Below are 18,406 nucleotides of genomic sequence, written 5' to 3' on the forward strand. Positions count from 1 at the left end.
AATAAGCGATGAGCACATCTAACTTGCAGAGCTACGATCCACATGAAGAAAAAATAAATGCGATTAGTCATGCACTTGGCGCAGTTTTAGCAGCCATTGCCAGTATTTTCATGCTGGTGAAAGGCAGTTATTTACCGCTAGGACAGTTTATTGGCCTATGTGTCTATGCATTGAGCCTGATCTTGCTTTTTGCCGCTTCAAGCTTATATCACTATGCCGAATCGCCACAACGTCGCGGTTGGTACAAAAAACTGGATCACACCGCAATTTATTATCTGATTGCCGGAACCTATACCCCCTTCTTGTCTATCGCACTTCCAACGGCAAAAGCACAGTACCTGTTAATTGCACTGTGGGTGATTGCTGTCATTGGTACATTATTCAAGTTAGTTTTCATTCATCGTTTCCAAAAGATTTCCCTCATCGCTTATCTGGTGATGGGATGGCTTGCACTACTGGTAATGGATGATATGCAACGCTTTTTAAGCGATCAAGCATTAACCTATCTTGTCATTGGTGGACTTGCGTACACCATTGGTGCATTGTTTTATGCCTTAAAAAGAGTAAGATATACGCATGCTATCTGGCATGTTTTTGTATTGATTGGCGCTGGATCACATTTCTTAGCGATCTGTCTTTACGTGATATAACCCTCTACTTCTGCATTTTTTAGTAACCCTAAATCCGTGGACATGAGCCGGTATTTCGTATTTTTTTAAGAAATTACGCCTTTTTTAAAAAGATTACGCTTTTAAAACTAATCTTTTTTATTTTTAGTAAGTGTAAGGTTTCTCATGGCGTCATCAAATTCTATTCCTGCTTCGGAAGAAGTAGCTACAAACTCAAAATTCCGCGTACTCACTGCGAGTCTTGTTGGTACAACAATCGAATTTTTCGATTTTTATATTTACGCAACAGCGGCAGTTCTTATTTTTCCTCATTTGTTCTTCCCTGCAAGTACAGATCCAACGACTGCAACTATTCAGTCTTTAGCAACCTTTGCTATTGCCTTTATTGCCCGTCCAATTGGTGCTGCCTTATTCGGACATCTGGGTGACCGTATTGGTCGAAAAGCCACACTGGTTGCTGCATTACTCACCATGGGTATTTCAACCGTGTGTATTGGCTTACTTCCAACCTATGCACAGATTGGTATTGTTGCCCCATTATTGCTTGCACTTTGTCGTTTAGGACAAGGGCTTGGTCTTGGTGGCGAATGGAGTGGTGCGGTTCTTCTTGCCACTGAAAATGCGCCTGAAGGCAAACGTGCCTGGTATGGCATGTTCCCGCAACTGGGCGCACCCATCGGCTTTATCTTGGCCACAGGTTCATTCTTGACCCTAGGTGCATTTATGTCTGAAGCAGACTTTATGCAATGGGGCTGGCGCATTCCGTTTATCTCAAGTGCATTATTGGTGATTGTCGGTTTATGGATTCGTTTAAAACTACATGAAACCCCGGCATTCCAGAAAGTCTTGGACAAGCAAAAAGAAGTAACTATTCCATTTAAAGAAGTCATGACCAAACACTGGCGCATGCTCATTCTGGGTACCATTGCTGCGATTTGTACCTTTGTGGTGTTCTATTTGACCACAGTATTCGCATTAAACTGGGGCACAACCAAGCTCGGTTATACCCGCGCTGAATTCCTGCAATTGCAATTGGTTGCTACCCTGTGTTTTGCTGCATTCATTCCCCTTTCTGCAGTTTTTGCCGAGAAATTTGGTCGTAAGGCAACTTCAATTGGCGTATGTATCGCTTCAGCGTTATTCGGTTTAGTGTTCGCAAGCATGCTTGAGTCTGGCAGCACCATTGTCGTGTTCTTATTCTTATGTACTGGTTTAGCGATCATGGGCTTAACCTATGGCCCAATTGGTACTGTACTTTCTGAACTCTTCCCGACTTCAGTTCGTTACACTGGTTCTGCATTAACCTTTAACCTTGCTGGTATTTTTGGGGCATCTTTTGCACCCCTGATTGCCACTAAACTTGCAACCACTTATGGTTTACAAGCGGTAGGTTATTACTTGACGGCTGCATCCATCCTTTCACTTCTTGCTTTCCTGGCGATGCGTGAAACCAAAAATGATGACGTAAACAACCAAGTTTAATTTCATCAAATAATAAAAAAACCAGCGTGATGACGCTGGTTTTTTTATGCTGTTTTTTCAGATCTGTTCATCGCTTAACATTTCCTGATACAGCTCTTCAAACACCTTTCGATCGCCACCGGCAGTGTAATAACTTGGAACAATGTAAGTCACCAGTTGACGGTATCTTTCCGTTGCATATAAATGCTCCAGAAAAGCTTCTACATGATTTTCATCAATCGCAAATGCCCTAATCAGTTGCTGAAACTTTTGATAAAACCTGCTGGCAAATGCAGGCGTATTGACTACATCGCTTTCGGCTTGCTGAAAAGCCTGCTCTAAAGCAATCAAACCGGCTTCAAGCTGTGCCGATTGAGCCGCTGTTAAAGCAAAAAACTGACCGACCTCTTCTGAAAAAGACATACTCTTCTCCTGTTGTATTCTCATTGTTATAAATCAATCTTGTTTTAGGGTATGTCAAAAATTGTTCCAGCAATCGATCTTGAACATTTAAATCAGCTCAATGACATCAATCGTTGGCGGCACCCGAAAACGAAACGGTACACCGACCATTCCTGTTCCAACCGTGACAAACACATCCGCATTTTCATGCTGATACAAACCTTTCTTATGTCCCAGTATAGAAACTTTTTTCATGATGTAATTGGTCAACCAGGGCAGCTCAACTTGTCCGCCATGGGTATGTCCAGACAGCATTAATGGATGTGTGGGTAACTTTGGCACCATATCCACCGTGTCAGGATTATGCGATAAAATAACCCAGGGCTTGTCTTGAGGCAAGTCAGGCATATAGCGCATATCGGTTTTACCTGCCCATAAATCGCCTACCCCCAATAAGCGAAATTCATCAAATTCCACCATCTGCCCTTCAATATCAATCACATCATTGACCTTTAAGGCATGTCTTAATAATTGCTGAATTGGAGGACCGGGATATTGTTCATCATGATTGCCATTGACCGAATAAACCGGTGCATTAATCTGTTTTAAAATGGCCAGTTCATCGGCAAGTTTGTTTTCGGGTTCATAGGTCCAGTCCCCGGCCACGACCACCAGATCCGGTTGCTGCTGATTGATCTTCTCGACAATAATTTTCAGTTGACGTTCATGCCCGGAAAATAGCCCGATATGTAAATCGGCAATCAACACCAATTTGACCGGACGCTGCATTTTCTGTTCGGGATTCAACTGATATTGCAGGGTCTTAACGCAGACATGATGCGGTTCAATAAAGCGTGCATAAATGAGCACACTACTGAGCAGGAAGATAAACACAGCCTGGTGAATAGTGTAATAGCCACTCCAACCGGCATACAGGCTAAAGAAAAATAAAGGCAGCAGTAAGTAAGATAAATAAAATGCCAGTAAATGGACAAAAGCTTTAAACGGATGAATGGTTTCCGTACGCGTTTGACTGAGCCATGCTTGTGCCACACCCCAACATCCAAGCACAAAAAAAATGATATAAAAATAAAACACGACCGAGTCTGTATCCCACATAATAATTTCTCTAGCAATAACGAAGATATGACATCATTCATCTATTCTAATATTTATCTTTTCACAGCTGGCAATTATACTCAAACCCAATTTTGGTATTGTTTATAACTTATGGCGCAATCTTCCCACCCCACAACTCAACTCGATACTGGTAAATTGCGTCACTCTTCTACTTATAAATCTGCAGTATTGTTGAGTTGTAGCCTGATTGTAGGGATTCCTGCATGCACCACCCTGCCCAAGCAAACACCGCAACCGATTGAATATGCGTTTGATACCGAAACCAAACAAACCTCATTGGCTCAAATCATTTTACCGCTCAGAGAACAAAACCCCGACCTTACCGGTTATCATGTTTTATATGACCCCCTAGAAGCTATCGCGGCACGCATACATCTTATTGATAAAGCAGAAAAAACCCTAGATTTACAATATTATATCTGGGACAACGATAAAATTGGCTCGCTGGCGCTGCATTCCATCATTCAAGCAGCAGACCGCGGTGTAAAAGTCCGTTTATTGATGGACGACAATAACGCCAAAAAGATGGAAGGCATTTATCTGGCACTCGATCAGCATAAAAATATTGATGTCAGACTCTATAACCCTTACCGTTTCCGGCATTACCGTGCCATGGACATGGTGCTGGATTTAAAACGCATTAACCGGCGCATGCATAACAAAAGCTTTATTGCAGACAACCAGATTGCTTTAATCGGTGGTCGCAATATGAGTAACCAATACTATAACGTCAGCGACAGTTATCAGTTTTCTGATGTCGATGTGATGCTGGTCGGCTCTGCATCCGATGAAATCATTCATTCTTTTGATGAATACTGGAATGATGATTATGCATTTCCAGTCCAGAAAATTGTCAATCCTCGGCATTATTCCTTGCGTTTCGACAGTCTAAAACAGCAACTGGAACAACATTCACAAACCATTACCGTTCAGAACTATCTTGATTTAGCCAACCGCTCACATGCCTTTGAAAAATGGCTGAACAGTAGTATCCAGTTTGATTGGGTCAAGGCTGAAATCGTGAATGATTCACCGAGTAAAATCAGGGCAAAAGCCAAAAAAGAGCAACATCTGAATTTTCAACTGCTGAATCGTCTAGAAAAACCGGAACAGAGCGTTGACATTATTTCAGCTTATTTCGTCCCTGAAAAAAAGGGCGAAAAAATGCTGAGTGAACTGGCTCAAAATAATATTCATGTGCGGGTGCTCACCAACTCTTTCACAGCCAATGATGTGTTTTTAGTGCATGCTTTTTATGGCAAATATCGAAAGAATTTATTAAAGAATGATGTCGAGTTATATGAGTTTCTGTCTGCGCCGGAAACTGAAAACTTGAATGCCAATACCGATGAACTGGCAGCAAAGGCCAAGGTCAGTTTAAAGGGTTTAAGCCGTTCCAGTCTGCATGCCAAACTGATGGCGATTGATCAAAAGCAGGTTTTCATTGGTTCTTTCAATTTCGATCCACGTTCTGCCTATTTAAATACGGAAATTGGCGTATTGCTGGATAGCCCGAATTTAGCCAAATCCGTGCACCAAACCATGGATCAAAATTTATCCAAATATGCGTATAAACTGGTTCTAGATGCCAACAACAAAATCAACTGGAAAATTAAACGTCATGATGGCAGCATCAAGACTTATCACAAAGAACCGAAAATGAAATGGTGGCAAAAAGCAGGCGTTAAGGTGATTTCGTGGTTGCCACTCGAAGGCTTTATGTAAGCCTTCACTTGTCTGGGATTGATTTTTAGTGCGCGTTCAAGTTGGGCTTTTAATCACTTTTTGATGTAATCGTGTTAGGCCTTCAGTCATTCTATCTTGAACTTCTTGAGTCAGCGTTTCGACCGTATGCCCTTCAGGAGAGATTGCCGGCAAGGCCATTAAATGCGCTTTCACTTTAGGCATTTCCAGGACTTTTTTGACGTGGTCGGCAAAGCTTATATCATTAATAAACGGCGCCACCAGATCCAGTTGTCCGTGTTGATTCACATAACAAATTAAGCATATTTGCACGGGACGATTGGCTTCAATGGCTGCACCTAGAATCCGTCCATAAATTTTTTTAATTCTTGAGCCATCTGAAGTGGTCGCTTCAGGGAAAAACAATACTGGAATATCCTGTTTTAAAAATTCAGTAATTTGCTGTTTAATTTTAACCGAATCGCCAGAACCACGTTTAATAAACAGTGTCCCACCGCCCTTGGCCAGTTTGCCAAGTAATGGCCATTGTTCAATTTCCGCTTTGGCTAAAAAGAACACCCGAGCACCAGAACCCAAAACAGCAACGTCAAGCCAGGAAATGTGATTGCTCACCCACAGTGCCGGCTCACGCGGAATTACACCATGTATCTGAATTTCAAGATTAAAAACTTGGCATAACTTACGGCAAAAATGCTGCACATAACGTGTATTACACGGATTATTCGGGTCTTTATATAAACGATGGCGAAAAACCAGATAAAATCCTTGTGCAATCGCAGCGACAACCGCCAATAACTTTTTACTATATAAGAAAAATTTAGACATACTATTTAACGGCGAACTTTCAGTTACAGAGGGTTGAGTCATAGATTAATCACTAATTTACCAGACACAGTCTTCATCATTTATTTTCTGCCATTCTATACTGTTCATTTTGATCTTGCATTGATCATAAAAACCGAACTTTGCTTTTTTTAATGGAATGAGGAAAATCTATAAACACGAGACGTTAATCTAAAACAAAAATTATACGAATAGACTGCTATCATTTACCAAGCCAATTGATCAAAAAATAATAAATACTATCAATATCTTAATATTAATTTAAAAATGATAAATCTTAGATTTGGGCCAGATATTTTGATTTACTCAATGTTTTTTTGGCTTAGTTGAGCAAGCCTGCTGTATTTTTCACTATCCCTGCTTATTTTCTACTAGAATGAAGTTTTAACGTAGTTGAGATAGCATTTAGTGGAATATATTGAGCGACATCAAGGTGGCGAACGTGCCCTATTAGTAAGTGTCTCTGTGCAAATTTTAGATGACCTTGATGCAGAAGAATTTCGCTTATTGGCCCAGTCAGCGGGTGCTGAAATTGTAGAACATATTACCGCTCAACGTATCAAGCCTGACCCAAAACTGTTTATTGGCTCGGGTAAAGCAGAAGAAATCGCGGAGCAAGTTAAAGAATTAGAAATAGATTTGGTCATTTTTGATCAGACCCTGAGTCCTTCCCAAGAACGTAATTTAGAACGAGTGATTCAATGCCGCGTGATTGACCGTACACGGCTTATTCTCGACATTTTTGCCCAACGCGCCCGTACGCATGAAGGTAAGCTTCAAGTTGAATTGGCACAATTGGATTATTTGTCTTCACGACTGGTCGGCAGCGGTATCAGTTTAGATAGTCAAAAAGGCGGGATCGGTTTACGCGGACCGGGTGAAACACAACTGGAAACGGATCGTCGTTTACTCCGTTTACGCATTGGACAATTAAAAGACAAACTGGAAAAAGTTCGTCAAACCCGTATGCAAGGTCGTTCTGCACGCCAGAAAGCCGCTATTCCAACGGTATCCCTTGTCGGTTATACCAATGCGGGTAAATCGACATTATTTAATATATTGGCGCGCTCTGATGTTTATGCGGCAGACCAACTATTTGCAACACTCGATCCAACTTTACGCCGTTTAAATTGGGATGGGATTGGTGCCTTGGTTCTGGCCGATACCGTGGGTTTTGTCCGTAACTTGGCCCATGCCTTGGTCGAATCCTTTAAAGCCACACTTGAGGAAACGGCTGAGGCGACCTTGCTGCTGCATGTCATTGATTCCAGCAGCCCAGATATGTTGGAACAAATTGAAGCCGTAGAATCGGTGTTAAAAGAAATTGGTGTCGATGTTCCGGTACTGCGCGTCTACAACAAAATCGATATCAGCGGTGAAGATGCCAAAATTGTGTATGCCAAACCGCACTTGCCCGATCGTGTCTATGTATCTGCACACGCCAACCAAGGCTTGGACTTGTTACGCCAAGCCGTTCAGGAATGCTTGATGGGACAGCTGCAAAGTTTCGAGCTGGTGTTAAAACCCGAATATGGAAAATTGCGCACCCAACTGTATGCGCTAAATGTCATTCAGACTGAACATCATGATGATGAAGGCAACCTGCATTTACACATCATTATTGCCCCACAAAAACTGGAGCAACTGATTAAACAGGCCCATTTACCGATTGATGAAATTCTGGGAAAAAAAGCCATCCAATTTAAAAAACCGCTTGAGGAATTTGAAATCAAAAGATAAATCGGTTAAAACGTGATAAGTATAATTTTAAAGTTTGGTAAAAATGGACTGGATAAAAACAATCGACTGGCCAGCATGGATTGGGACGCTGGCCTTAATCATCTGCTTCCGTGAGGGAGCAGTATGGTTAATGACGCAATTTAATCATCCTGAACTGGGTAATTTGGTCGGCTTGATTAGCTTGTTGCTGTGCTTGTCTATTTGGAGAAATGTCCACAAATTACCCGCGCGTTTAGTCGATACCAATAACAAAATCATGAAAGAAAGTGCCTTTGCTTTTTTACCGATCAGTGCCGGCTCATTGATTATGTTGGTACACATGGGAAAGGAAATTCCTGTTTTTCTTGGGGTGATGGTTATCAGTACCCTGATTCCATTATGGGTTTACGCAAAAATGGCCAAGCGCTGGTTATAAGGGAAATATGATGTTAGCAGTACTCTACGGTTTTATATTGACCCTGTTCGCCTACCTGATTGCCAAACCTTTAAATAAAAGGCTTCCACAAGTTCCTGTCATTGTCATCGGCATGTTTTTCATTATTGGATTGCTGTTTGTGTTTGGGATTCCTTACCAATCTTATATGACACAGGTCAATCCTCTGTTTAATCATTTGCTTGGCTATGTCACCGTTGCCTTGGCCATTCCGCTTGCAGCCATGCGTTATGATGACTTACCACTCAAAGCCATTGTTGGTATTTTGGTTTTTGCCAGTATTAGTGCGGTGGCTTTACCAATGGGACTTGCCTATTTATTGCATATGTCTGACGCTAGCATTATGGCATTTGCAACTCGGGCGGTAACAACCCCTATTGCCATTAATATCGCCACACTGTTACATGCCCCACTGAGCTTGGTCATTTTAATTGTCATTTTATCAGGCGTAATTGGCGCTGCTTTTTCGCCATTTATCTTGCGTCATATTAACGATGAAAGAGCCTCTGGTCTGGCATTAGGCTTGGCCGCACATGCCATTGGAACTGCACAGGCATGGCAACGAGGCAGTGTGGCAGGCCGTTATGCGGCTTTTGGCATGGCAGTAAATGCCGTCTTCACTGCCATCTGGTTGCCAACGTTTATACTCTATTTGCAAAAAATGTGACTGGGACTTCATTAATATACATTTATATAGTCAAAATTTAACCTTATGATAAAAACTGTTCATAAAGTTATCGAAAGGTTTTTTGATGAGAAATTTCAAAATTTTAGCAGCGCTACTTCTATCTGTCAGCAGTAGTGCTGTTTTTGCAGAAGACATTTCAGGAAGCTGGAAAAATATTGATGATAAAACCGGTTCTTCAAAAGCGATTCTTGAAATTCGTCAAGAAACCAACGGTACTTATACCGCAAAAATTGTAAAAGTCACTCCCCGTCCAGGCTACACAGCCAAAGAAAGCTGTGTAAATTGCCCAGCGCCTTATACAGACAAACCTATTTTAGGCATGGATGTTCTAAAAGGCTTAAAACCCGCAGCAGGATCCAATTTTACTCAGGGCAAGATTATTGATCCCCTGAGTGGCCACATCTACAGTATGAAAGCGAAATTAAGCCCGAATGGTAAGCGCTTAACCTTGCGTGGTTATGTCGGGGTTTCAGCTTTGGGCCGTAGCCAGACTTGGATTAGAAACGACTAAATATGACAAAAAGTCGCACTATGTAGCTTTATTCTTCCCTATTGTTTAAATAATTCACATTATTTTTCATTTTCATGAACTAATAGGTTGACTGATCTTTAAACGATCATTATATCTTTATATAGATAATAAAAATATTTTTCCACATTCACAGGAATTGATATGAAGAAGAATCTATTATGTGCGGTTTTTGCTAGTGCAGTTTTTAGTGGGAGTGTGTTAGCAGATGATATTAGCGGAACCTGGAAAACCATTGACGATAAAACAGGCTCGTCAAAAGCAATTTTGGAAATGCGCCAAGAAACCAACGGTACTTATACAGCAAAAATTATCAAAGTAACCCCGCGCCCGGGATATACCCCAAAGGAGACCTGTGTAAACTGTCCCGCACCTTATACCAATAAACCCATTTTAGGCTTAGATATTCTAACCGGCTTGAAAGCTGCCAATGATAACCACTTTGTAAATGCCAAAGTTCTTGACCCACTCACCGGTAAAATTTACAGCGGAAAAGCGAAATTAAGTGCCAATGGTAAACGTCTCACGCTACGTGGTTATGTGGGCGTTTCTGCACTTGGTCGTAGTCAAACATGGATTAAACAAGATTAAATTATGCTCATTACAATTCAGCATAGAGGATTAGTGTGGTACGAATAAGCGCTTCAATTTTTATCTCAAACGATTGCTTAATTTCGTATCGCTCCTCCAACTTAAAATAAGTTAACAGGATCGTGAACTTATATAAATAAGGAAATTTTATGAAAAAAATGGCAATCGCGACTACATTTCTTGTAGCACTCATCAGCAGTTTTTCGGTTTTTGCTCAGGAGATCGCTGGTACTTGGATCCAAATTGATGATAAAACAGGTTCACCTAAGGCACTGATTGAAATTGAGAAACAAAGCAATGGATCTTATTCCGGAAAAATTATCAAAGTAACCCCACGCCCAGGTTATACACCCCGAGCAACATGTTTCCGTTGCCCTCCGCCCTACACAGATCAACCGATATTGGGATTAGAAGTGTTTAAGGGTTTACAACATATCAATGGAAATAATTATGCCAACGGCCGGGTACTGGATCCTTTGACAGGAAAAATATATGGCTTGAAAGGACGAGTTTCCGCCAACGGTAAACGTTTTATATTACGCGGTTATGTGGGAATTTCTGCCTTGGGCCGAACTCAAACCTGGATTAAAAGTGATTAATCCTGAAAAAAAGCCGCGTTATATGGCTTTTCATTCATTATTATTTAAATATTTCACATTATTTTGATTTTTTATGACGCAATATATTGACTAATTCTTAAACGCTCATAATATGGTCTTATGGATAAAAAAATTACTCTCCACAGTCGAAGGAATTGATATGAAAAACAATATTTTACTTGCTACTACTTTCGTTGGCTTACTTTTCAGTGGAAATGTACTGGCACAAGATCTGTCGGGGACTTGGCAACAAATTGACGATAAAACCGGTTCACCTAAAGCGCTTATTGAAATTCGACAAGAAGCCAATAATACTTATGCGGGTAAAATTATTAAAGTTACGCCTCGTCCAGGTTATACACCTCAAAAGTTATGCAACAACTGCCCGGCCCCTTATACCAACAAAGCCATTTTAGGCATGGATGTTCTCACCGGCTTAAAGCATGTTGAAGGGACCAATAACTATGAAAAAGGCCGTGTGATTGATCCGCTTGCAGGCAAAGTCTACGATGCTAAAGTCAAACTCAGTGCCAATGGCAAACGCTTAACCTTACGTGGTTATGTTGGGATCTCAGCACTAGGCCGCAGCCAAACTTGGCTTCGTGCAGATTAACCAATCCAGTATTTAAGCTCAATAAGAAGCCACAGTGATGTGGCTTTTTTACATTCGTCAATAAAATGATTTTATTTTTTGCATACTCTGCAGAATATTGACTAATCACACAAACCGCCTAATATACCGAATTGATAAAAATCATGAATTATGCAAAGGTTTTATATGCAAAAGAATATATTGCTTGCAACTGTAGCGAGCCTGTTTTTCAGTGGCAATGTTTTTGCCGAGGATATTTCTGGAGTTTGGCAGCAAATTGATGATAAATCAGGAGCGGCCAAAGCGATCATCAAAATTCATAAAGAAGCCAATCAGACCTACACAGGTAAAATTGTTAAAGTCACGCCTCGTCCTGGCTATACACCTCGTGATACCTGTAATAACTGCCCTGCGCCTTATACCAACGACCCAATTCTGGGTATGGAAATCATTAAAGGCTTAAAGCATGTATCAGGAACCAATAACTATGAAAAAGGGCGTGTGATTGATCCGCTTGCAGGCAAAGTTTATGACGCAAAAATCAAGCTGAATGCTACAGGTAAACGTCTAACTTTGAGAGCCTATATGGGTGTTTCAACCTTGGGACGTAGTCAAACCTGGATTAGACTTGAGTAAATTGCAACTCAACAAATACCCGTAAAAAAAGCCACATCATGTGGCTTTTTTATTTTATAAGTCATTCAAATATTACATCACTGGATTATCGACTTTAAATATTTCTTTATCTTCCAGACGATAGGCAATCAACTGTTTACCCCAAACACAGCCACCATCGACATTTTGAATCTGAGGATTGATGGTTTTACCCTGTAATGCTGCCCAGTGTCCAAAAATCAGTTGATGGGTTTTCGCAGCTTCCGATTCAAACTCAAACCACGGTCTAAAACCCTGAGGCATGGGATCATCAAGTGTATCTTTAAAGCTAAACTCTAAACGGCCTTCACTGCTGGTTAAACGCATACGGGTTAAATAGTTGGTAATACAACGTAAGCGTGCATTCCCCTCCAGATCATCTGACCAAAGATCAGGTTCTTTGCCGTACATATCAGCCAAGAAAGCATCGACCACGGCAAAATCTTCATGACTGATAATCGCTTCAATTTCTTTTGCCAAAGCAGAAGTCTGTTCTGCTGACCAAATGCATGGAATACCCGCATGAGTCAAAATGGTGTGATCATTGGGGAAAAGACACCAGGGTTGTTTACGCAGCCAGTCAATCAGGTCATCACTATCAATCGCATCAATTACATCACGAGTATTGTCTTTGTCTTTCAACTCTTTTAAACCACGCGCGCAGGCTAAAAGGGTCAGATCATGATTGCCCAAAACTGTTGCGGCGACTCCCCCATCAACAAGTTTTTTAACAAACCGCAATGCACCAAGCGAATTTTCACCACGTGCAACCAAATCACCAGCAAACCAGATAAAATCTTGATCGGGATCAAACTTAATTTCTTTTAGCAAGGCTTTTAAGGCTTCAAAACAGCCTTGAACATCACCAATGACATAATTGTATCGAATTTCAGAGCGAACCACTTAAGCCACCATTTGATCTGACAAAGCAACAAATTGTGCCATAGATAAGGTCTCTGGACGTGCCATCGGGTCAATACCGGTTTTCTCGAAGGCATCTTCCACCAACATACCCTTCAAGCTGTTACGCAGCGTTTTACGACGCTGAGTAAATACATGTGAAACCAGACGCGCCAAAGCTTTTTCATTTTTGGCAATAATCGGTTTTACTGCGTATGGCTCTAAACGAAATACCGCAGAGGTCACTTTGGGTGGTGGATTAAAAGATCCTGGTGGCACCTCAAATAAAAATGTCGGTTTACAGTAATACTGGATCATCACTGATAAACGGCCATATTCTTTGGTATTTGGCAAAGCGGTAATCCGATCTACCACTTCTTTTTGCAACATGAAGTGCATATCTTGCACTTTGTCACCAAATTCCAAGAGATGGAATAAGAGTGGAGTTGAAATATTATACGGCAAGTTGCCAACCACACGTAATGGACGGTCTTCCTGGAACAGTTGAGAATAATCATATCTCAATGCATCGGCTTCAATAATGGTTAAACGTTCAGGATGCGGTACACGACCCGGTAGACCTGCTGCCAAATCACGATCCAGCTCAAGCACGGTTAAGGCATCACACTCGCCAATTAATGGTGAGGTTAACGCGGCCAAACCCGGTCCAATTTCGAGAATATTTTGACCTGGACGCGGATTGACTGAGCGTACAATTTTGGCAATGACACGCTGGTCATGTAAAAAGTTTTGACCAAATCGTTTTCGAGCCTGATGCCCTTCTTCTTTTGGGTTTAAGGCATTAATTTGATACATAAAAACATTTCCAACGTGAGTGATGAACAATAATCAGTGGCGCGCCAGATCGAGGGCTAAATCGACAGCAACGTGCAGGCTGGAACTTTTCGCAAGTCCGGTACCCGCAAGGGAGAGTGCTGTGCCATGATCGACAGAAGTTCGAATGAAAGGTAAGCCCAAAGTAATATTGATGGCTTCACCAAATCCTTGAGATTTTAACACAGGTAAGCCTTGATCGTGATACATCGCCAGAACGGCATCTGCATCTTTTAAATTTTCAGGCGTGAACAGGGTATCGGCTGGAAGGCTCAAACTCATATTGATGCCTTGTGCCCGATAGCTTTCAAGCACAGGATTAATCACTTCAATTTCTTCCATGCCCAAATACCCGCCCTCGCCTGCATGCGGGTTTAAGCCACAGACTAAAATATGCGGATGCTCAATCTTAAACTTGGTTTTTAAGTCATGAATTAGAATATCAATCACTTGGTGCAAACGCTGCGTGGTAATGGCGTCTGGAACGTCACGTAAAGCGAGATGTGTGGTCGCCAGTGCCACACGTAAGGTTTTGGTTGCGAGCATCATTACCACACGTTCAACATCAGCAAATTCCTGGTAATATTCGGTGTGGCCACTAAAGTGAATGCCGGCATCATTAATAATCGATTTTTGCACGGGTGCTGTGGCAACACCCACACTTTTACCCTGCATGGCATAATCAGCGGAACGACGCAGTTGTTCTAACACATAAGCCGCATTGTTCGGGTTCAATTCACCCAGTACAACATCAATATTGAGTGGAATATGCTCAACATATAATTGACCTTGTGCTGAAGATTCTAATTGTCCTTGATACTCAATCAGTTCAATAGTTTGATTTAGGGTTTTAGCACGTTTTTTTAATAAATTCAGATCAGCCAAAACCACAATAGGACGTTCATCAATACGCATTGCCAAACTTAAACAAATGTCTGGACCTATACCTGCTGGTTCACCACTGGTTACATATAAAGGAAGCATATTTTCGTCTCGTTTGACCTGCGCTCGAATAGCATTATTATATACAGGTTAGATAAACAAGTTTTTCCCTAAGCTCTATTTTCGAACAGAAAATACGTATCAGTTCCTCATCATGTAGTAGAGAAATACACAGTTCCATTCATTCTGTGAAAAATATAAAAATAGTTATGATTATTCTTTGCACATTACAGCTTTTACCTATAAAATGTAGCGCTTGAAATTCTACATTTTCATTTGTGATTCTTCACGTATTCGTTTAGAATCGCGTCTCCTTTTGTTTGGACAGATTCCATAGTCCAAACCAACTATAATAGGTAGTGGTTTAATGAAAACTCTCAGCGCTAAGCCAGCTGAAGTTCAACATGACTGGTATGTTGTTGATGCTTCTGGCAAAACTTTAGGTCGCCTTGCGACTGAAATCGCTCGTCGTTTACGCGGTAAGCATAAAACTTCTTATACTCCTCACGTTGACACTGGCGATTATATCGTTGTAATCAATGCTGAAGAAATTACTGTGACTGGTAAAAAAGCTCAGGATAAGAAATACTATCGCCATACTGGTTTCCCTGGTGGTATCCGTGAGACTAACTTCGAGAAGTTAATCGCTCACAAACCTGAAGCAGTTTTAGAAAAAGCTGTTAAAGGTATGTTACCAAAAGGTCCTCTTGGTTATGCAATGATCAAAAAAATGAAAGTGTACGCTGGTACTGAGCATCCACATACAGCTCAACAGCCACAAGTTTTGGACATCTAAGGGATACAGCACATGGCTACTAATTATGGTACAGGTCGCCGTAAGACCGCAACTGCACGTGTTTTCTTGTCAGCTGGTACAGGCAAACTCGTAATTAACAACCGTTCTATCGAACAATATTTCGGTCGTGAAACTGCTCGTATGGTTGTTCGTCAACCGCTTGAGCTTTTAGAAGTTACTGAAAAATATGACCTTTACATCACTGTTGCTGGTGGTGGTATTGGTGGTCAAGCAGGCGCTATCCGTCACGGTATTACTCGTGCATTGATCGCTTCTGACGAAACTTTAAAACCTGCTCTTCGTCAAGCTGGTTTCGTTACTCGTGATGCTCGTGAAGTTGAACGTAAGAAACTTGGTTTACGTAAAGCTCGTAAACGTCCTCAGTTCTCTAAACGTTAATTCGTTTACCGAATCGGACAAGAAGCCTTGGTTCATCCAAGGCTTTTTTATGTCCTAAAAATTTAGGTGAGGCCTTTGTTCTTCTACTGCTTATGCACATCTTTACCCCACACTCCCTCATGACACCAAAAAGACTTACTCAGATAGTAGTTAGCAACACCAATTAAAATAAAAAGCAGCATAAAACCCAGTTTAATTATCATAATTTCTTATCCTCCAGTTATTTTCTTATAATTTACATCGTCTTCAATCGATTCATCTTTTATGCTTGGTGCTTTTTAGGTTGAATTTTAGTATCCTATTCTATTCATTTTTGCTTTGTTTGGGATTATGTCCGTCGAAACCGCACCTGTTCAAGGAATTACACTCTATAGCCATGCAGATGACTTTCGCTCACACTGGATTCGTTATGTCCTTGCCGAGAAGCAAATTAAATATCATCTGATTATTGTAGATGAAGACGATGAAGATCTCGCTAGCTTAAATCCATACAACCAAGTTCCGATGCTGATTGAAAATGAACTTAAACTGTTCAATACCAGTATTATTTCCGAATATATAGATGATCGCTATCGTCAAAATAAATTATATGCGGATGCGCCTATGCCGCGTGCTGAACAGCGCCAATATATTTGGCGATTTGAACAAGATTGGTTAAAGCTTGCAGATGTCATGCTGCGTCACCCAGATAGCTTAAATGCAAAAGAGAAGGCAAAAGCGCAAAAACAATTGCGTGAGATACTCATCTCTCTAACGCCATTATTTCAGCATTTCCCCTATTTTATGTCAGAAAATTTTACAATTTTAGATTGCATGTTAGCGCCAATTTTTTTACGGTTACACTCCATGGGGATTGAACTCCCTAAACAACATTGCCGTCCCATTTTATTATATTGCCAACGGATATTTAGCCGTCCTGCTTTTATCAAGTCTATGACCATGCAGGAAAAAAATAAATATCGTGAAATTTTAGTGAATCAATAGAGTATCTTTCAATGTCTGATCAGGAATTAAACCTCACTCCCACCCGTCCGTATCTCGCTCGTGCAATTTATGAATGGATTTGTGACAACAACCTTACCCCACATTTACTTGTTGATGCCACACAACCCAACACCATGGTTCCAGAACAATTTATTCAAGATGGACAAATTGTCTTAAATATCGCCCCTCATGCGGTACATAAATTAAATATAAGCGATGCTACCATTACTTTCTCCGCTCGTTTTGGGGGCGTATCACGTGATATATATGTACCCTTAAATGCAGTGATGGGCATTTACGCGCGTGAAAATGGTCAAGGTCTATTCTTTGATCCAAGTGAATATGAAGATACCCAAATCCCTGAAGATACTTTAAAATCAACAACACTTTCAGAAGAAACTGAACAACCCAAGACTAAGAAAAAACCAAGTTTACGGTTATTAGACTAAAACAATATGGAGTAAATTGATGGCTTTTGATTTAGTACAATATTTTGCTGAGCAGATTAACACTCAAAAGCCTCAGCTTCTCGGGCAATACTCTAGAGAAGATAAAAAAGAGCATTTGTTAGAAATAAATGCGCTTGTGTTGGGTAAATTGATTACACTTTGGCGTTCTAATGACAAAAAAGTTTATCAGGAAATTTCCTCACCCGATGAGCTCTTTATACAAGAGGTTGCACGCCACCTGACCACTTCTCCAAAAAACCAGTCTACATTAGCTAAAAGTGAATTAGAGCCAGCAGTCACAGAGATATTGCGCTTACAACTGGCAGAGCTCAAGCAACTCAATGACATTGGTAATCTCGAAGTACGAGGATTACATGAATTACTCTTAGGACAAATTGAACATCTTACAGGTCAAGCGCCTGATTGGGTTTGGTCAACAAACGACCTGTTAGAGTTAAAAGGCTCTAAACCAATTATGCAAGAAGAGATATCATTAGATTCAACGATGAAGGAGTTTAATCAAATGGTAAGTCAACAACATACTGATGTTAGTGAAGATCAACACAATGCTGCAGTAGTAGCTAATACTACAGTTCCAGGGTGGTCCAAAATTCTAGAACCTGTAGTTGCTATTATTATTCTCTGGGTTTTATATTCTGCTGCAACTCAAATGTTTAACTAAAATAGTTTAAGTTCTAGTTAAAGATAAAAATCGCCTAAATGGCGATTTTTTTAAGCCTTTATTAATTCCTTTTTTGCCTAGAGCATGGAAAAGCTGATTTTATCAATATAAACATATGAAATAAAAACCGGGATTAACGCTGCTCCCGATTTTTTCGCTGGTTGCGGGAACTTTTCTTTTTTGCTTTTGCTTTACATTTATTCCGCGCATAAAAAAATCCCCCTCTGCTTTATAGCGGAGGGGGATTTTTAGGAATAATGAGCTGGCGATGACTTACTCTCACATGGGTAACCCCACACTACCATCAGCGCAAAGAGGTTTCACTTCTGAGTTCGGGAAGGGATCAGGTGGTTCACTCTTGCTATTGTCGCCAGCACAACTGTTTATGGATACTTGCTCGGGTCTTATCTTGCGG

Annotated in this window: 22 protein-coding genes and 1 rRNA gene; 16 read left to right on the forward strand and 7 right to left on the reverse strand. The window is 40.9% G+C overall.

Annotated elements, in window-relative coordinates:
* Nucleotides 1-8 precede the first annotated feature (8 nt).
* Together trhA and E0H81_RS07540 are read left to right on the forward strand one after the other, a co-directional pair.
* Nucleotides 9-650, forward strand: a complete 642-nt coding sequence (trhA, locus tag E0H81_RS07535) for a PAQR family membrane homeostasis protein TrhA (RefSeq protein ID WP_131317863.1) — start codon at nt 9-11, stop codon at nt 648-650.
* A gap of 144 nt (nt 651-794) precedes the next feature.
* A complete protein-coding gene (locus tag E0H81_RS07540; RefSeq protein ID WP_131269329.1) occupies nt 795-2,111 on the forward strand; it encodes an MFS transporter in 1,317 nt (438 codons plus the stop codon).
* Between the two features lie 57 nt (nt 2,112-2,168).
* Here the strand turns inward: E0H81_RS07540 and E0H81_RS07545 are convergent, their stop codons facing one another.
* Nucleotides 2,169-2,513, reverse strand: coding sequence for a hypothetical protein (locus E0H81_RS07545; RefSeq protein ID WP_131317865.1), 345 nt, complete (start codon nt 2,511-2,513; stop codon nt 2,169-2,171).
* An 87-nt stretch (nt 2,514-2,600) separates the two neighbouring features.
* Nucleotides 2,601-3,611 carry a metallophosphoesterase gene (locus E0H81_RS07550; RefSeq protein ID WP_131269331.1) on the reverse strand — a complete coding sequence of 337 codons (1,011 nt, stop codon included), beginning with the start codon at nt 3,609-3,611 and terminating at the stop codon, nt 2,601-2,603.
* 111 nt (nt 3,612-3,722) lie between these two features.
* Here E0H81_RS07550 and E0H81_RS07555 point away from each other — a divergent pair, with 111 nt between their 5' ends.
* Nucleotides 3,723-5,357 (forward strand): phospholipase D family protein, encoded by a 1,635-nt coding sequence (locus tag E0H81_RS07555; protein ID WP_131317867.1) that lies wholly within the window; start codon nt 3,723-3,725, stop codon nt 5,355-5,357.
* A 36-nt stretch (nt 5,358-5,393) separates the two neighbouring features.
* Here E0H81_RS07555 and E0H81_RS07560 read toward each other — a convergent pair whose 3' ends face one another.
* Entirely contained in the window at nt 5,394-6,203 is an 810-nt protein-coding gene (locus E0H81_RS07560) for a lysophospholipid acyltransferase family protein (protein ID WP_131317869.1), read from the reverse strand.
* A gap of 384 nt (nt 6,204-6,587) precedes the next feature.
* On the opposite strand from E0H81_RS07560, the gene hflX reads away from it, so the two are divergent.
* From hflX to E0H81_RS07600, 8 genes are all read left to right on the forward strand, one after another.
* Nucleotides 6,588-7,919, forward strand: coding sequence for a ribosome rescue GTPase HflX (gene hflX / locus E0H81_RS07565; protein WP_131269334.1), 1,332 nt, complete (start codon nt 6,588-6,590; stop codon nt 7,917-7,919).
* Between the two features lie 43 nt (nt 7,920-7,962).
* Nucleotides 7,963-8,334, forward strand: a complete 372-nt coding sequence (locus E0H81_RS07570) for a hypothetical protein (RefSeq protein WP_131317871.1) — start codon at nt 7,963-7,965, stop codon at nt 8,332-8,334.
* Nucleotides 8,335-8,344: 10 nt separating this feature from the next.
* Nucleotides 8,345-9,019: an LrgB family protein gene (locus E0H81_RS07575; protein ID WP_131317873.1), complete on the forward strand. Its 675-nt coding sequence runs from the start codon at nt 8,345-8,347 to the stop codon at nt 9,017-9,019.
* A gap of 85 nt (nt 9,020-9,104) precedes the next feature.
* Nucleotides 9,105-9,551, forward strand: a complete 447-nt coding sequence (locus E0H81_RS07580; RefSeq protein WP_131317875.1) for a DUF2147 domain-containing protein — start codon at nt 9,105-9,107, stop codon at nt 9,549-9,551.
* A 162-nt stretch (nt 9,552-9,713) separates the two neighbouring features.
* A complete protein-coding gene (locus E0H81_RS07585; RefSeq protein ID WP_131317876.1) occupies nt 9,714-10,160 on the forward strand; it encodes a DUF2147 domain-containing protein in 447 nt (148 codons plus the stop codon).
* A gap of 149 nt (nt 10,161-10,309) precedes the next feature.
* Nucleotides 10,310-10,759 (forward strand): DUF2147 domain-containing protein, encoded by a 450-nt coding sequence (locus E0H81_RS07590; protein ID WP_131317878.1) that lies wholly within the window; start codon nt 10,310-10,312, stop codon nt 10,757-10,759.
* A gap of 160 nt (nt 10,760-10,919) precedes the next feature.
* On the forward strand, nt 10,920-11,372 hold the full coding sequence (locus E0H81_RS07595; protein WP_131317880.1) for a DUF2147 domain-containing protein: 453 nt from the start codon (nt 10,920-10,922) through the stop codon (nt 11,370-11,372).
* Nucleotides 11,373-11,537: 165 nt separating this feature from the next.
* A complete protein-coding gene (locus E0H81_RS07600) occupies nt 11,538-11,987 on the forward strand; it encodes a DUF2147 domain-containing protein (RefSeq protein WP_131317882.1) in 450 nt (149 codons plus the stop codon).
* A gap of 72 nt (nt 11,988-12,059) precedes the next feature.
* On the opposite strand, the gene E0H81_RS07605 is transcribed toward E0H81_RS07600, so the two are convergent.
* The 3 genes from E0H81_RS07605 to pdxA are packed head-to-tail and all read right to left on the reverse strand — an operon-like array spanning nt 12,060 to nt 14,723.
* Nucleotides 12,060-12,893, reverse strand: coding sequence for a symmetrical bis(5'-nucleosyl)-tetraphosphatase (locus E0H81_RS07605; RefSeq protein WP_171458584.1), 834 nt, complete (start codon nt 12,891-12,893; stop codon nt 12,060-12,062).
* Between the two features lie 15 nt (nt 12,894-12,908).
* Complete coding sequence (gene rsmA, locus E0H81_RS07610; protein ID WP_131317886.1) at nt 12,909-13,721, reverse strand: 16S rRNA (adenine(1518)-N(6)/adenine(1519)-N(6))-dimethyltransferase RsmA; 813 nt, start codon at nt 13,719-13,721, stop codon at nt 12,909-12,911.
* Between the two features lie 33 nt (nt 13,722-13,754).
* Nucleotides 13,755-14,723: a 4-hydroxythreonine-4-phosphate dehydrogenase PdxA gene (pdxA, locus tag E0H81_RS07615; RefSeq protein ID WP_131317888.1), complete on the reverse strand. Its 969-nt coding sequence runs from the start codon at nt 14,721-14,723 to the stop codon at nt 13,755-13,757.
* Nucleotides 14,724-15,048: 325 nt separating this feature from the next.
* On the opposite strand from pdxA, the gene rplM reads away from it, so the two are divergent.
* From rplM to E0H81_RS07640, 5 genes are all read left to right on the forward strand, one after another.
* Nucleotides 15,049-15,477, forward strand: coding sequence for a 50S ribosomal protein L13 (gene rplM, locus E0H81_RS07620; RefSeq protein ID WP_067864911.1), 429 nt, complete (start codon nt 15,049-15,051; stop codon nt 15,475-15,477).
* A 12-nt stretch (nt 15,478-15,489) separates the two neighbouring features.
* Nucleotides 15,490-15,876 carry a 30S ribosomal protein S9 gene (gene rpsI, locus E0H81_RS07625; RefSeq protein ID WP_067864908.1) on the forward strand — a complete coding sequence of 129 codons (387 nt, stop codon included), beginning with the start codon at nt 15,490-15,492 and terminating at the stop codon, nt 15,874-15,876.
* 330 nt (nt 15,877-16,206) lie between these two features.
* Entirely contained in the window at nt 16,207-16,860 is a 654-nt protein-coding gene (locus E0H81_RS07630) for a glutathione S-transferase N-terminal domain-containing protein (RefSeq protein ID WP_131269344.1), read from the forward strand.
* A gap of 11 nt (nt 16,861-16,871) precedes the next feature.
* Entirely contained in the window at nt 16,872-17,309 is a 438-nt protein-coding gene (locus E0H81_RS07635; RefSeq protein WP_131269345.1) for a ClpXP protease specificity-enhancing factor, read from the forward strand.
* 19 nt (nt 17,310-17,328) lie between these two features.
* Nucleotides 17,329-17,991, forward strand: a complete 663-nt coding sequence (locus E0H81_RS07640; RefSeq protein ID WP_131317890.1) for a hypothetical protein — start codon at nt 17,329-17,331, stop codon at nt 17,989-17,991.
* Nucleotides 17,992-18,251: 260 nt separating this feature from the next.
* Here the strand turns inward: E0H81_RS07640 and rrf are convergent.
* A 5S ribosomal RNA gene (gene rrf, locus E0H81_RS07645) occupies nt 18,252-18,366 on the reverse strand.
* Nucleotides 18,367-18,406: the final 40 nt, after the last annotated feature.

The organism is Acinetobacter terrestris, assembly GCF_004331155.1.
GTDB classification, from domain to species: Bacteria; Pseudomonadota; Gammaproteobacteria; order Pseudomonadales; family Moraxellaceae; genus Acinetobacter; species Acinetobacter terrestris.

Excerpts from the sequence above, each read along its gene's own strand:
- E0H81_RS07630 (WP_131269344.1), top strand. The coding sequence starts at position 16,207 with ATGTCCGTCGAAACCGCACCTGTTCAAGGAATTACACTCTATAGCCAT.
- pdxA (WP_131317888.1), bottom strand. The coding sequence starts at position 14,723 with ATGCTTCCTTTATATGTAACCAGTGGTGAACCAGCAGGTATAGGTCCA.
- E0H81_RS07540 (WP_131269329.1), top strand. The coding sequence starts at position 795 with ATGGCGTCATCAAATTCTATTCCTGCTTCGGAAGAAGTAGCTACAAAC.
- rsmA (WP_131317886.1), bottom strand. The coding sequence starts at position 13,721 with ATGTATCAAATTAATGCCTTAAACCCAAAAGAAGAAGGGCATCAGGCT.
- E0H81_RS07575 (WP_131317873.1), top strand. The coding sequence starts at position 8,345 with ATGTTAGCAGTACTCTACGGTTTTATATTGACCCTGTTCGCCTACCTG.
- E0H81_RS07580 (WP_131317875.1), top strand. The coding sequence starts at position 9,105 with ATGAGAAATTTCAAAATTTTAGCAGCGCTACTTCTATCTGTCAGCAGT.
- E0H81_RS07545 (WP_131317865.1), bottom strand. The coding sequence starts at position 2,513 with ATGTCTTTTTCAGAAGAGGTCGGTCAGTTTTTTGCTTTAACAGCGGCT.
- rplM (WP_067864911.1), top strand. The coding sequence starts at position 15,049 with ATGAAAACTCTCAGCGCTAAGCCAGCTGAAGTTCAACATGACTGGTAT.
- trhA (WP_131317863.1), top strand. The coding sequence starts at position 9 with ATGAGCACATCTAACTTGCAGAGCTACGATCCACATGAAGAAAAAATA.
- E0H81_RS07600 (WP_131317882.1), top strand. The coding sequence starts at position 11,538 with ATGCAAAAGAATATATTGCTTGCAACTGTAGCGAGCCTGTTTTTCAGT.
- rpsI (WP_067864908.1), top strand. The coding sequence starts at position 15,490 with ATGGCTACTAATTATGGTACAGGTCGCCGTAAGACCGCAACTGCACGT.
- E0H81_RS07595 (WP_131317880.1), top strand. The coding sequence starts at position 10,920 with ATGAAAAACAATATTTTACTTGCTACTACTTTCGTTGGCTTACTTTTC.
- E0H81_RS07635 (WP_131269345.1), top strand. The coding sequence starts at position 16,872 with ATGTCTGATCAGGAATTAAACCTCACTCCCACCCGTCCGTATCTCGCT.
- E0H81_RS07590 (WP_131317878.1), top strand. The coding sequence starts at position 10,310 with ATGAAAAAAATGGCAATCGCGACTACATTTCTTGTAGCACTCATCAGC.
- E0H81_RS07560 (WP_131317869.1), bottom strand. The coding sequence starts at position 6,203 with ATGACTCAACCCTCTGTAACTGAAAGTTCGCCGTTAAATAGTATGTCT.
- E0H81_RS07640 (WP_131317890.1), top strand. The coding sequence starts at position 17,329 with ATGGCTTTTGATTTAGTACAATATTTTGCTGAGCAGATTAACACTCAA.
- E0H81_RS07555 (WP_131317867.1), top strand. The coding sequence starts at position 3,723 with ATGGCGCAATCTTCCCACCCCACAACTCAACTCGATACTGGTAAATTG.
- E0H81_RS07550 (WP_131269331.1), bottom strand. The coding sequence starts at position 3,611 with ATGTGGGATACAGACTCGGTCGTGTTTTATTTTTATATCATTTTTTTT.
- E0H81_RS07585 (WP_131317876.1), top strand. The coding sequence starts at position 9,714 with ATGAAGAAGAATCTATTATGTGCGGTTTTTGCTAGTGCAGTTTTTAGT.
- E0H81_RS07570 (WP_131317871.1), top strand. The coding sequence starts at position 7,963 with ATGGACTGGATAAAAACAATCGACTGGCCAGCATGGATTGGGACGCTG.